Source organism: Curtobacterium sp. MCBA15_004 (assembly GCF_001865055.2).
In the GTDB taxonomy this organism is placed as follows: domain Bacteria; phylum Actinomycetota; class Actinomycetes; order Actinomycetales; family Microbacteriaceae; genus Curtobacterium.
This window is the reverse complement of the sequence record NZ_CP126266.1, coordinates 1,424,513-1,437,376: the sequence shown is the minus strand read 5'-3', so window position 1 is coordinate 1,437,376 and position 12,864 is coordinate 1,424,513. Positions and strand designations below refer to the sequence as shown.

Below are 12,864 nucleotides of genomic sequence, written 5' to 3'. Positions count from 1 at the left end.
ACCTCGGAGTTCTGGGTTCCAGACCTGGTGGGACAGGTCGTCCGGCGGGTGCCGGGGTCCTCAGATCCTAGCGGGCGGCCGGACCCCGACGGGTCTGCATGACCTGCTCGCGTGCGGAGCTCGCGCGCTCCTTGACGCTCGTGGCGTAGACGTCGACGTACTCCTGGCGGCTCAGGCCGGCGAGCTCGTGCATGACCTCGTCGGTGACGCTGCGCAGGATGAAGCGGTCGGTCTCGAACCCCTCGAAGCGCGAGAAGTCGAGCGGCTTGCCGAACACGACGCCGACGCGCTTCGGCTTCGGGAACCGCTGCCCGATCTGCTGGACCTCGCGGGTGCCGATCATCGCGACCGGGACGACCGTGACGCGGCCCTCGAGGATCATCCGCGCGATGCCGGTGCGCCCGCGGTAGAGCTTGCCGTCGGGGCTGCGCGTGCCCTCGGGGTAGATGCCGAGCTGCTCACCCCGGGCGAGCACCTGGAGGCCGGTGTGCAGCGACGCCTCGGACGCCTTGCCGCCGGACCGGTCGATGGGCAGCTGACCGATGGCGTTGAAGAACGTCTTCGTGGCCCAGCCCTTGAAGCCGCGGCCGGTGAAGTAGTCGCTCTTCGCCAGGAACGAGATGCGCCGGTCGAGCACCGCGGGCAGGACCACCGAGTCGATGAACGAGATGTGGTTCGACGCGAAGATCACGGGCCCCTTCGCGGGGACGTGCTCGCGGCCGATCACCCACGGGCGGAAGAGGGTGAGGATGAGCGGGCCGAGCAGGAAGTTCTTCAGCAGCCAGTAGGTCATCATCGACTCCAGTTCGCGACGGACGTGCCGGTGGGACCCTACGCCGTGCGGGCGTGGATGCGGGCGAGGTCGGCGGCACCGACGACGCCGGCGTCGTTGACCAGCTCGGCGATGACGAAGTCGGGCTCCGGGTGGTACCCGCGGGCCGGGAGGTTCGCGAGGTACGCCTGCTTGATCGGCTCGAGCAGCCGGTCCCCCGCGCTCGCGACGCCGCCGCCGAACACGAAGAGCTGCGGGTCGAGGACGGCGGAGAGCGAGGCGCACGCCTCGCCCAGGTGCCGGCCGAGGCGGCGCAGGGCAGCGAGGGCGCCCGGGTCGTCGGCGAGGATGAGGTCCCCGACGATGCCGCCGTCGAGCTGCCCGCCGTTCTGCTCGCGGGCGTCGGCGAGGGCCGAGCCGATGCCGCCGGCGTCGGCGACGTCGTTCGCCATGCGCTGCAGGGCACGACCGGAGCCGTACTGCTCGATGCAGCCGCGCGCACCGCAGCCGCAGGGCAGGCCGTTCGGCACGATCCGGAGGTGACCGATCTCGCCGCCGGTGCCGAATCCACCGCGGAACAGGCGGTCCTCGGTGACGATGGCCCCGCCGACACCGGTGCCGATCGTGAGCATGGTCATGTCCGACACGAGCCGACCGGCGCCGAAGCGGAACTCCGCCCAGCCCGCCGCGTTGGCGTCGTTGTCGACCGTGATGTGCAGGTCGCCGAGCCGCTCCTGCAGCTTCTGCCGCAGGGGCTCGTTCCGCCACCGGATGTTGGGCGTGTAGTAGACGATCGACTGCGAGGCGTCGATGAAGCCCGGCGCCGCGACGCCGACCGCTCCCACGTCGTGGGCGGCGCGGAGACGCGTGACCATCGTCACCACGTCGTCCAGCATGGCGTCCGGGTCAGCCGCGTTGGTGGCGACGCGGTCCTCGGCGAGGATCTCGCCGAGCTCCGTGACGACCGCTCCCGCGATCTTGGTGCCCCCGATGTCGATTCCGATGGCATGCACGAGCACCGAGCCTACCGCCTCCCTGCACCCGACCGGGACGGCGGCGGACCGGGCCGCCGGGCTCCACGGCGACCACCCGCCCGGTTCGCACCGGATCCCCGGCTGCTCGCCATATGCTGATCGGGACACCTCGTCGCTGAGGCGTCCTCGAATCGAACCGGCCGACAAGGGAGTCAACCGTGAACGATCAGCGGCAGCCCGCACCCACCTCCGCACCCGACCACGGGTCCGCGGCCCGCCTGCTCTCGGAGCGGGCCCGTCGCACGCCCGACCGGCACATCCTGGCCGAGCGCCACGGCGACACCTGGACGCCGATCACCGCGGCGGACGTGCTCGCACGCGTGCGCGGCATCGCCAAGGGCTTCGTCGCCGCCGGCCTGCAGCCCGGGTCGCACGTCGCGATCCTGTCCCGCACGCGGCTGGAGTGGACCCTCGTCGACTTCGCGGTGTGGACCGCCGGCCTCGTGTCGGTCCCGGTCTACGAGACGAGTTCGCCCGACCAGGTGCGCTGGATCCTGTCCGACTCCGAGACCGTCGCGATCGTGGTCGAGCAGGAGGAGCACGCGCGCCGGGTCGCCTCGATCGCGCCGGACCTGCCGCACCTCGGCCAGCACTGGACGATCGACGGCGGCGGACTCGACGACCTCGTGCGGCTCGGCGAGACCGTCACCGACGCCGAGCTCGACGCCCGCACCGCCGACGTGCACGGCCACGACGACGCGACGATCATCTACACGTCGGGCACCACCGGGCGGCCCAAGGGCTGCGTCCTGCGGCACGACAACTTCACCGCGACCGTCGAGGGCGCCACCGAGGCCATGCCCGAGGTCGTCGCCGAGGGCTCGTCGACGCTGCTGTTCATCCCCCTGGCACACGTCTTCGCGCGCTTCATCGCGGTGATGTCGGTGCACACCGGGGTCCTCGTCGGCCACGAACCGGACACGCGCGACCTCATGCAGGCGGTGTCGACGTTCCGCCCGACGTTCCTGCTGGCGGTCCCGCGCGTGTTCGAGAAGATCTACAACTCGGCCGAGCAGAAGGCCGACCTCGGCGGCAAGGGAAAGGTCTTCCGCGCGGCCGCCGCGGTCGCGGTCGCGCACTCCGAGGCGGTGGCCGCCGGCCGCGTGCCGTTCGGCCTCCGCGCCCGCTACGCGCTGTTCGACAAGCTCGTCTTCTCGAAGCTCCGCGCGGCGATCGGCGGACGGGTCGAGTACGCGATCAGTGGTTCCGCGCCGCTCTCCCCGCGGCTGTCGCACTTCTTCCGGTCGATCGGCGTGAACATCCTCGAGGGCTACGGACTGACGGAGACCACCGCGCCCGCCACGGTCAACCGTGCCGCCGAACTCCGGATCGGCACCGTCGGACGGGCCCTGCCGGGCGTCGAGGTGCGGATCGCCGACGACGGCGAGATCCTCATCCGCGGCGTCGACGTCTTCGACCGGTACTGGCACAACGAGGAGGCCACCGCGAAGGCGTTCGCCGACGGCTGGTTCCGCACCGGCGACCTCGGACGACTCGACGCCGACGGCGTGCTCACGGTCACGGGTCGGGCCAAGGAGCTCATCGTCACCGCGAGCGGCAAGAACGTCGCCCCCGCCCCGCTCGAGGACGGCATCCGCGAGCACCCGCTGGTCGGCCAGGTGGTCGTGGTCGGCGAGGGCAAGCCGTTCGTCGCCGCCCTCGTCACCCTCGACCGGGAGATGCTGCCCGGCTGGTGCCGCTCGCGCGGCATCGACCCCGTGCTCACCGCGCGCGAGGCCGCGTACGACGAGCGTGTCCACCAGGCCGTGCAGGAGGCGATCGACGCCGCGAACCAGCGCGTGTCGCGCGCCGAGTCGGTCCGGTCGTTCACCGTGGTGGACACCGAGCTCACCGAGGCGTCCGGGCACCTCACGCCCAAGCTGACGATCAAGCGCGCGGTCGTGATGAAGGACTTCGCCGCGGAGGTCGAGCACATCTACTCGGGGTCTGCGGTGCAGACCACCGCGACGCCGGTCGTGACCTCGCGGCGGCGACGCGGCTGACGGCCCGTCAGGGCCGGGGCGACCGCCTGGAGGCCCGGTGCCGGTCCGTCGGGCCGGCACCGGGCCTCCAGGCCGTCACCAGCACGACCGGCGGCCGGTCCCGGGACCGGCACCGGGTCGCGCGGGCGGTCCCGCGGACGACCGGCGGCCGGTCCCGGGCCGGCACCGGGTCGTGCGGTCGGTCAGGCGGACGACCGGCGGCCGGTCCCGGGACCGGCACCGCGCCTCCCGGCCTGCGCCCGGACGGGCTGCCGGACGGCAGCGGACCCGGTGCCGCTCGTGGGAGGGGCACCGGGTCCGGTCCGTGCTGGGCTGTCCGCGGGGCACGACCCGCGCGGGGTCAGCGCTGCGGCTCCTGCGACGCGTCGGCGACGTCGAGGACGGCGATCGAGGAGGTCGCCACCGGGGTGGGGTCTGGGCGACGGTTGGTGCGGGTGCGGTGCGAGCTGAGCTCGTCGTTCTGAACGGTCATGCGGGGTGTCCTGATGGGGGTGGGGTGACGCGTCGGTGGGTGCCGACGCGGACACCGTACCTCGCGTCGGGCCCCCCGTGGCAATCCCGCGAAGGGGTGTCACGGTTCCCCGCACGCGAACGTGCGGTGTCGGTGCGCCCTCGGCTCCGCCGGGTCACCGGCACGCGGTCAGTGGAACCAGTCCTGCGACCGGATGTCCCGCAGCGCCTGCCGTCGGAGCTCGGGGTCGAGCGTCATCACGTAGACCGTGCCGTCGAGGTGGTCGACCTCGTGCTGCAGCGCCTCCGCCATGAGGCCGTCGCCCTCGAGCACGACCGGCTGGCCGTCGACGTCGACGCCCTCCACGCGGGCGTGCGGGTGGCGCCGGGTCGGGTAGGCGAGGCCGGGCACCGACAGGCAGCCCTCGTCCATCAGCTCGGGCTCGCCGGAGACTGCGACCACCTCGGGGTTCAGGACGTACCCCACCACGCCGTCGACGTTGTACGAGAACGCCCGGAGCCCGACGCCGATCTGCGGCGCCGCGACACCGGCCCGACCGGGCTCGCGCACGGTGTCGAGGAGGTCCTGGACGAGGTCGCGGATGCCCTGCGAGCCGAGCGCGGCCGGCGCGATCGGGTCGGCGGGCGAACGGAGGACGGGATCACCGAACAGGCGGATGGGACGGACGGTCACGTTGCTGCAGCACCACCAGGAGGTCGTCGACGGGCGCGCACGGCACCGTCGGGGTCGCGGGACGGCCGTCGGTACCGGTCGGCGGCCGCGTGTTCCTTCACCTCGACCACGCCCGGACGGACCGGTCCGTCGGTGGCCGTCGGGACCCGGTGCAGACCCTGCCGGACGGCGGCCGGGACGGCGATCCGCCCTCCGTCGCGCGACGGGGAACCTGCTGGACTCGACGACCCTCCCAGCGCGGGTTGAGGTGTCACAACCCTAGTGGCGGTAACGTGGCTCACCGTGCATGTACTCAGCGTGAGCTCCCTCAAGGGTGGTGTCGGCAAGACGACGGTGACGCTCGGCCTGACTTCGGCCGCGTTCGCCAGGGGACTGCGCACGCTGGTGGTGGACCTCGACCCGCAGTCCGACGTCTCGACCGGCCTCGACATCGACATCTCCGGCCACCTCAACGTCGCCGACGTCCTCGAGAACCCGAAGGAGAAGATCGTCCGTCAGGCGATCGCACCGTCGGGGTGGACGAAGGGCTCGCAGGGCAAGGTCGACGTCCTCGTGGGCTCCCCCTCGGCGATCAACTTCGACGGGCCGCACCCGTCGATCCGCGACATCTGGAAGCTCGAGGAGGCACTCGCCAACGTCGAGCAGGACTACGAGCTCGTCCTCATCGACTGCGCGCCGTCGCTCAACGCCCTCACGCGCACCGCGTGGGCCGCGTCCGACCGCGTGACCGTCGTCACCGAGCCGGGCCTGTTCTCCGTTGCCGCCGCCGACCGTGCCCTCCGCGCGATCGAGGAGATCCGCCGCGGTCTCTCCCCCCGCCTGCAGCCGCTCGGCATCATCGTGAACCGTGCCCGCGTGCAGTCGCTCGAGCACCAGTTCCGCATCAAGGAGCTGCGCGACATGTTCGGGCCGCTCGTGCTCTCCCCGCAGCTGCCGGAGCGCACGTCGCTGCAGCAGGCGCAGGGTGCCGCGAAGCCGCTGCACGTCTGGCCCGGCGAGTCGGCGCAGGAGATGGCGCGGAACTTCGACCAGCTGCTCGAGCGCATCATGCGCACGGGCAAGATCGGTCCCTACGCCGACGGTGGCGGGGCCGGGGCTGCCGCGGGGGCCGTCACGGCGTAGGGCGCGCGGGGGCGGCCTGTCGGCCGTCCTGCGGTCGTCTGGCCGGCTTGCCGGTCGGCGTCGGTCGACAGCGCCGAGCGGGCATCTTCCGTCACGCTCGCGGCCCGCGGGCGACGTACCGCGCCCGCGGCACGACACGCACACGGCACGTCGTGCTCGCTCGTGCCCGACGGCGGACGACGGCCGGGGCCCAGCTGAACGAGCCGTTCCTGTCACGCTCGCGGCCCGGCAGCGACGCGAACCGCCCACGCGACGACGCGCACGCGGCACGTCCTGCTCGCTCGCGCTCGACGGTGCGTCCGGGAGGCACGACCTCCGTTGCGACGGCGGGTCACGACCGCGGGTGCTCGGCTCGCAACCGGGTCGCCTCGATCGCCCGGCTCACCACCGGGACGCCTCGATCGCCCGGGTCGCGTTCCGGCTCGCCCGGGCGGCGTCACTGGCTGATCCAGCTCGCCCGGGCGGCGTCACTCACTGATCCGGCCCCCAAGGTCCTGGACCCCGATCCCGACCGCGTACTGCCAACGCCGTCGAGCGAGCAGGACGCGCCGCACGGGTTCCGTTGAGCGCGCGGAATCCGGCGCGTGCGCACGTCCAGGGTGACGGATGTGGCCCGCTCAGGAACGTGCGTGCGTCCAGGGTGACGAATATGGCCCGCTCAGGAACGTGCGTGCGTCCAGGGTGACGGACGTGGCGCGCTCAGGAACGTGCGCGCTTCGGGCGCAACGGACGTGGCACTCGCGGACGGGCGCGGGGCGGGTGACCCGGTCGGGTCAGGAAGCGCGCGATGCCCGGCGGGCGGCGAGCTCGTCGTCGGGGTCGGCAGCCGGGGTCGCGTCGAGCTCGACGAGCGAGCTCTCGACCTCGCGCAGGACCTTGCCGACGGCGATGCCGAACACGCCCTGCCCGCGCGAGACCAGGTCGATGACCTCGTCGTCCGACGTGCACAGGTACACCGAGGCGCCGTCGGACATGAGCGTCGTCTGGGCCAGGTCGGAGACACCGGACTCACGGAGCTGGTTCACGGCGGTGCGGATCTGCTGGAGCGAGATGCCGGTGTCGAGCAGTCGCTTGACGAGCTTGAGGACGAGGATGTCGCGGAACCCGTAGAGCCGCTGCGAACCCGACCCAGCGGCACCGCGGATGGTGGGCTGCACGAGCTCGGTCCGGGCCCAGTAGTCGAGCTGGCGGTACGAGATGCCGGCGGCTCGGGCGGCGACGGTGCCGCGGTAGCCGTTCTGCTCGTCGTGCTCGGGGAGACCGTCGGTGAAGAGCAGACCGAGGTCGTACCGAGTCATGTCGGACTCGGTACCGGGGGTGTCAGTCCCACTCATGTGCATGCCTTCCACGACGTTCGAGCTCCCACCCGAAGGTTCAACGACGGGTTGAGAGTTGTTCCGGGGTCCACGGTAGCGACTCGGGTGCTCCGCACGCGGCACATCCGGCTCGGCGCGTCCGGCGTGTCGAGGATACGCCCCGACCACCGACCGCCGACAGGGGCGGGAGCAGTCACGACCGGCGCGGATCCGCTGCTCATGCGTCGAGACGACCGATGGCCGACCGGATGAGACTCGACCGGATCACCTCGAGCTGCGCGGCGATCTCGCGGGCCATCTCGGTCGCCTTGGCGCGCGACGTGGCGTCCCCGCGGCGGGAGACCGGCATGAGTGCCGACTCGATGAGCCCGACCTCGCGCTCCGCGACGCCACGCATGCTGCGCAGGTGGCGCGGTTCGATCCCGGTGCGCTGGAGGTCGACGAGCGCCTTGAGCACCGCGACGGCGTCGTCCGTGTAGGTGTCGGCCGCGGGCAGCAGCGACGCGGAGACGGCGTCGGAGAGCAGCATCGGCGACGCCCCGGCGGCACGGACGGTCTCGTCGCGGGTGTACCGACGCTCGCGGCCCAGGATCGAGGGCTTCGGTGCGTCTCCACCGCCCGGCAGCACCGGGTCGCGCCCGGCGTCGAGGTCGGCCAGGTAGTCCTTGATGACCTTGAGCGGCAGGTAGTGGTCACGCTGCAGCCCGAGGACGATCCGCAGCCGGTCGACGTCGGCCGCCGAGAACTTGCGGTACCCGCTCGCCGTGCGGACGGGCGTGACGAGCTCGCGCTCCTCGAGGAAGCGCAGCTTGGAGCTCGACAGGTCGGGGAACTCGGGCTTGAGGCGAGCGAGGACCTGCCCGATGGTGAGCAGGTCCGGGACCGCGGCACCGGAGAGGGCCGCGGCGGACCGCCCGGCCACTACGCGTTCGCCAGGCGCGCCAGGTCGACCCGTGATGCGTAGAACGTGAGGCGGAACTTGCCGACCTGGACCTCGGCCCCGTCGGTCAGCAGCGCTTCGTCGATCCGGACACCGTCGAAGTACGTGCCGTTGAGCGAGCCGTTGTCCTTGACGCTGAAGGCGGTGCCGTGGCGGAGGAACTCGGCGTGCTTGCGGGACACCGTGACGTCGTCGAGGAAGATGTCGGCGTCGGGGTGCCGACCGACCGTCGTGACGTCGGAGTCGAGGAGGAACCGCGCACCCACGTTCGGACCGCGTCGGACCACCAGCAGGGCGGAGCCGGAGGGCAACGCGTTGATCGCGTCGCGTTCCTCGACCGACACCCCGGACTCGGGGGTGAGTGCCGCCCCCATGTCCATGCTGAAGGTCAGGGTGGTGTCGACCAGCCGCTGCTCTGGGGTCTTCTGACCGCCGTGCTGCGGGACCACTGGATCTGGCATCGTGGACCTCCTCCTCTTGGCGCCCCAGCGTATCGGAAACCGGTGACCGTGCGGGAGCCCCGAACGAGGCTGTGGAGAAAGCGACAGCCGACGCCCAGGGAACGCATCGAAGATGCCCGCCCCGCACACCGACGACGGACAGGTACCCGCCCGCTCCGACCGGTCGGTCAGCGCCCCCGCGCGAGCAACCAGAGCAGGTACGGCGCGCCGACGACCCCGGTCACGACGCCCACGGGCAGCGCGTTGCCCGGGATCGCGAACTGCGCCACGAGGTCGCTCGCGAGCGTGACCACGGCGCCGACGGCCGCGATCGGCCCGAGGGCGACCCGACCGTTGCCGACGAGCCGCCGGGCGATCGGCGCGGCCATGAGCGCGACGAAGGACACCGGCCCTGCGGTCGCGACCGCCCCCGCCGTCAGGCACACGGCGGTGAGCAGGAGGAGCACCTTCGCGCGGTCCGGCCGCAGCCCGAGCGCGGCGGCGACGTCGTCCCCGAGCGCGAGCACCGTGAGCCGGGGGGACTGCAGCAGGGCCGCCGTGAGCAGGACGACCACCGTGACCGCGAGCACGCCGACGAGCGTCCGGTCGACGGCGTTGAGGCTGCCCGAGAGCCAGAGGAGCGCGGTCCCGGCCTGCTGCACGGACCCGGAGGTGAGCAGCCAGCCGGTGACGCTCAGGCAGACCGCGGCGACGCCGATGCCGACGAGGACCACCCGGTTGCCGGTGATCCCCCGCCGCCAGGACAGCGCGGCGATGACGACCGCGACGAGCACGGCCCCGACCACGACGGCCGCGAACAGGGTGCCGCCGCTCGCACCGAACAGCACGATCGCGGTCAGCCCGGCGGCGCTCGCCCCGGACGTCACCCCGATGACGTCGGGGCTCGCGATCGGGTTCCGCACGACGCTCTGCACGATGCCGCCCGCGACGCCGAGCGCCGCGCCGACGAGGACCGCACCGGCGACCCGGGGCCCACGGAGCTGCCCGACGACGAAGTCCGACACGGTGTCGCCGTGCCCGACGAGCGCTCCGGCGACCTGGAGCGGGGACAGCGGGATCTCCCCGACGCCGAGACCGACGAGCACGAGGGCCACTAGGAGCAGGAGGACCCCGCCGAGGACGGCGACCTCGCGACGGACGGCGGTCACAGGCCGGTCACCACCCGGGAGCGCACGAGCCAGATGAACACCGGGGCACCGATGAGCGCGGTCACGATGCCGACCTGCAGCTCCCCCGGGTACGCCACGAGACGGCCCACGACGTCGGCGACGAGCAGGGGCGCGGGCGCGACCAGGGCGGACAGGAGGATCGTCCAGCGCTGGTCGGATCCACTCAGCCGACGGACGGCGTGCGGCACGGCGAGGCCGACGAACGCGATCGGCCCCGCGGCGGCGACCGCCGACCCCGCCAGCAGGACCGTCACGACGCCGCCGACGACGCGGACGAGCACCACACGCTGTCCGAGCGACGCCGCGAGCTCGTCGCCGAGCGCGAGGGTGTTCAACGAGCGCCCGAGTGCGGCGGCGACGACGAGTCCGACGAGCACCGGCACGGCGATCACCCCGGCGGTCCCGAGGTCCTTGCCCGCGAGCGCCCCGACCTGCCAGAACCGCAGCTGGTCGAGCAGGCTCTGGCTCGTCACGAGCACCGCGGTGGTGACCGAGGACAGGGCGGCCGCGACGACGGCCCCGGCGAGCGCGAGGCCCACGGGCGACAGGCCCCTTCGGGCGACCGCGGCCACGCCGTACACGAGCAGCGCGGCGAGCCCGGCGCCGACGAACGCGAAGGGCAGGTAGGCGGCGGTCCCGCTGATCCCGAGCACCGCGATGCCGACGACGACGGCGAGTGCTGCACCGGCGTTGATGCCGAGCACGCTGGGGTCGGCGAGCGGGTTCCGCGTGACGCCCTGCATGACGGCGCCGGCGACCCCGAGCGCGGCACCGGCGAGCAGCCCGACGACGGTGCGGGGGACGCGGTTGCCGAGGACGATCAGCCCGACCTCGTCCTGCCTGCCGGGGTGCAGCAGGGTGTCGACCACGGTCCCGAGCGGGATCGGACGGGACCCGAGGGCGACCGACAGTGCGACGGCGACCAGCAGCACGACCACGGCGAGCACGGTGGCGAGGACGAGACGACTGCGCGACGCCGGTGCGGATCGCGGGCGGCGTGCGGGGGTTCGGGAGGAGGACGTGCGCATGGGCGGTGTCGTCAGCCTAACCGCGGCCGCCGAGCCGGACCGGTGGGGCGGGTCCCCCGACCGCGCGGGCACGGACGACGACGGCCGGGGACGAGGTGCCCGCACGGTCGTCGCCGCGTGCGGCCTCCTCGTGGCGAGCGCGGAGGTCACACGTGGCTCGCTCATAGGGTCGTCATGGGTTCGGCTCCTGTACTTGCTCCATCGACACCCGCCCGGGTCGTCGAGGACGGATCGACACCGGCGGCGCGAGCCCCGGGTCGGCGACGGACCACCGGAGAGCACCGATGAACGAGACCACGAACCCCGCACCGGCCGACGACCAGCACGGCCTCGGTCAGCACGACGCCGACCGCTCCGCGACCGCACAGCCGGCCCCCGGTGCGGCGGGCGGACCGTGGTCCGGACCGGAGGCGCCGCACGCCGACCGGGCCTCGCTCCGCTCGGCGTACGCGTTCGACGGCAGCGGCCCGTGGCTGTACGGCCAGGACGGCTCCGGCCCCTACGCCTACGCGTCGGACGGCCGCGGTCCCTTCCTCGTCGGGAGCACGGCGCTCGGCGGCGTCGGCGGGCCCGGTACGGCCGGCTCCGGGACCACGACGCCCGGCACGGCCGCGGGCTCCACGTCCGCGGGGTGGGCGACGGCGGCCGCGAGCGCGGACCACGCCTCCCCCGCGTGGGGCGGCACCGCGGACCGGCGTGGCCGGAGGCGCCGCCTCGGCCTGGCGATCGGCTCGGGCGTCGCGGCCCTCGCGATCGTCGGTGCGGCCGGCGGCACGGCGTTCGGCCTGTCCTCGCAGCACACCACGACCACCTCGAGCCAGTCGCAGGGGTCGACGACCCTGCCCGGCACCGGCTCCGGCACGAACGGCTTCACCGTCCCCGGGGGCGGGAGCGGCACGGGCGGCAGCTCCGGCACCGGTGGCAGCACCGGCAGCGGGACCGGCACCGAGTCCGCCGCGACCCCGGCCACCGCGGCGCAGCAGCGCGGCGTCGTCACGATCGACACCGTCGTCGGGTACGACGACTCGTCCCGCGCGGCCGGCACGGGCATGGTGCTGACGGCGGACGGCACGGTCCTGACGAACAACCACGTCGTGCAGGGCGCGACGAGCATCACGGCCACCGACGAGACGACCGGGAAGCAGTACACCGCCCAGGTGGTCGGGACCGACGCCACGCACGACGTCGCCGTGCTCCGGTTGCAGGGCGCCTCCGGCCTGTCGACGGTGACGCTCGACGACGACGGCGAGCCGCGGACCGGCGACACCGTGACCGACGTGGGCAACGCGGGTGGGACCGGTGACCTCGTCGCCGCGCAGGGCACCGTGACCGCACTCGGTCAGGACATCCAGGTGCAGAGCGAGTCCGGCACCGGGACCGAGTCGCTGCAGGGCCTCATCGAGGTCGCCGCGGACATCGTGCCCGGCGACTCCGGCGGCCCGGTCGTCGACGCCGAGGGCGAGGTCGTCGGCATGGCCACGGCCGCGTCCTCCGGCTCGGCCGACGTCACCGGCTACGCCATCCCGATCGCGACCGCCAAGGCGATCGCCTCGCAGATCCTGTCCGGCGAGGCGTCCGACACCGTCACCATCGGCCTGCCGGCGTTCCTCGGCGTCGAGGTGTCCTCGGCGCAGGGCACGGGGACGGGCGTCGCAGTGGCGGGCACCGTCGAGGGCTCCGGCGCGGCCGCTGCCGGTCTCGTCGCGGGCGACACGGTGACGAGCCTCGACGGCACCGCCGTGACGAGCAGCGACGCCCTCACCGCCGCGGTCCGCACCCACGCCGTCGGTGACCGCGTCCAGGTCGGCTACACCGACGCCACCGGTGCGGCGAAGACCGTGACGGTGACCCTGACGGCCGGCCCCGCCGCCTGAT

General features: G+C 73.4%; 12 protein-coding genes. 3 read left to right on the top strand and 9 right to left on the bottom strand.

The annotated features are described in order from the left end of the window. Nucleotides 1–67: 67 nt before the first annotated feature. Nucleotides 68–793, bottom strand: coding sequence for a 1-acyl-sn-glycerol-3-phosphate acyltransferase (locus QOL16_RS06830; protein WP_071285081.1), 726 nt, complete (start codon nt 791–793; stop codon nt 68–70). A gap of 38 nt (nt 794–831) precedes the next feature. Next, nucleotides 832–1,785, bottom strand: a complete 954-nt coding sequence (locus QOL16_RS06825; protein ID WP_065964879.1) for an ROK family protein — start codon at nt 1,783–1,785, stop codon at nt 832–834. A 179-nt stretch (nt 1,786–1,964) separates the two neighbouring features. Here QOL16_RS06825 and QOL16_RS06820 point away from each other — a divergent pair, with 179 nt between their 5' ends. Continuing rightward, entirely contained in the window at nt 1,965–3,809 is a 1,845-nt protein-coding gene (locus QOL16_RS06820; protein WP_071285080.1) for a long-chain fatty acid--CoA ligase, read from the top strand. A gap of 340 nt (nt 3,810–4,149) precedes the next feature. Here the strand turns inward: QOL16_RS06820 and QOL16_RS06815 are convergent, their stop codons facing one another. Further along, the gene (locus tag QOL16_RS06815) at nt 4,150–4,281 is read right to left on the bottom strand and encodes a hypothetical protein (protein WP_290439187.1); all 132 of its coding nucleotides are present in this window, start codon (nt 4,279–4,281) and stop codon (nt 4,150–4,152) included. A 168-nt stretch (nt 4,282–4,449) separates the two neighbouring features. Continuing rightward, a complete protein-coding gene (locus QOL16_RS06810; RefSeq protein ID WP_065964877.1) occupies nt 4,450–4,953 on the bottom strand; it encodes a peptide deformylase in 504 nt (167 codons plus the stop codon). A gap of 282 nt (nt 4,954–5,235) precedes the next feature. Between QOL16_RS06810 and QOL16_RS06805 the strand changes: the two genes are divergently transcribed. Beyond that, entirely contained in the window at nt 5,236–6,075 is an 840-nt protein-coding gene (locus QOL16_RS06805; RefSeq protein ID WP_071247497.1) for a ParA family protein, read from the top strand. Nucleotides 6,076–6,848: 773 nt separating this feature from the next. On the opposite strand, the gene QOL16_RS06800 is transcribed toward QOL16_RS06805, so the two are convergent. The 5 genes from QOL16_RS06800 to QOL16_RS06780 all read right to left on the bottom strand — a co-directional run bounded on the left by QOL16_RS06800 (nt 6,849) and on the right by QOL16_RS06780 (nt 10,989). Then, nucleotides 6,849–7,409: a MerR family transcriptional regulator gene (locus QOL16_RS06800; RefSeq protein ID WP_065964365.1), complete on the bottom strand. Its 561-nt coding sequence runs from the start codon at nt 7,407–7,409 to the stop codon at nt 6,849–6,851. Between the two features lie 199 nt (nt 7,410–7,608). Beyond that, entirely contained in the window at nt 7,609–8,313 is a 705-nt protein-coding gene (locus QOL16_RS06795) for a MerR family transcriptional regulator (protein WP_071285079.1), read from the bottom strand. Continuing rightward, the gene (locus QOL16_RS06790) at nt 8,313–8,792 is read right to left on the bottom strand and encodes an FHA domain-containing protein (RefSeq protein WP_071285078.1); all 480 of its coding nucleotides are present in this window, start codon (nt 8,790–8,792) and stop codon (nt 8,313–8,315) included. Before QOL16_RS06790 ends, QOL16_RS06795 begins: the two co-directional genes overlap by 1 nt. Nucleotides 8,793–8,959: 167 nt before the next feature. Then, nucleotides 8,960–9,940, bottom strand: a complete 981-nt coding sequence (locus QOL16_RS06785; protein ID WP_071247399.1) for an iron chelate uptake ABC transporter family permease subunit — start codon at nt 9,938–9,940, stop codon at nt 8,960–8,962. Beyond that, nucleotides 9,937–10,989, bottom strand: a complete 1,053-nt coding sequence (locus QOL16_RS06780; protein ID WP_071285077.1) for an iron ABC transporter permease — start codon at nt 10,987–10,989, stop codon at nt 9,937–9,939. The genes QOL16_RS06785 and QOL16_RS06780 overlap by 4 nt, the downstream gene beginning before the upstream one ends. A gap of 284 nt (nt 10,990–11,273) precedes the next feature. Here QOL16_RS06780 and QOL16_RS06775 point away from each other — a divergent pair, with 284 nt between their 5' ends. Further along, nucleotides 11,274–12,863 (top strand): S1C family serine protease, encoded by a 1,590-nt coding sequence (locus QOL16_RS06775; RefSeq protein WP_139266474.1) that lies wholly within the window; start codon nt 11,274–11,276, stop codon nt 12,861–12,863. Nucleotide 12,864: the final 1 nt, after the last annotated feature.

Bases quoted from the DNA above. Each gene is read 5' to 3' on its own strand.
- QOL16_RS06800 (WP_065964365.1), bottom strand. From the start codon at position 7,409: ATGAGTGGGACTGACACCCCCGGTACCGAGTCCGACATGACTCGGTAC.
- QOL16_RS06780 (WP_071285077.1), bottom strand. From the start codon at position 10,989: ATGCGCACGTCCTCCTCCCGAACCCCCGCACGCCGCCCGCGATCCGCA.
- QOL16_RS06790 (WP_071285078.1), bottom strand. From the start codon at position 8,792: ATGCCAGATCCAGTGGTCCCGCAGCACGGCGGTCAGAAGACCCCAGAG.
- QOL16_RS06775 (WP_139266474.1), top strand. From the start codon at position 11,274: ATGAACGAGACCACGAACCCCGCACCGGCCGACGACCAGCACGGCCTC.
- QOL16_RS06815 (WP_290439187.1), bottom strand. From the start codon at position 4,281: ATGACCGTTCAGAACGACGAGCTCAGCTCGCACCGCACCCGCACCAAC.
- QOL16_RS06830 (WP_071285081.1), bottom strand. From the start codon at position 793: ATGACCTACTGGCTGCTGAAGAACTTCCTGCTCGGCCCGCTCATCCTC.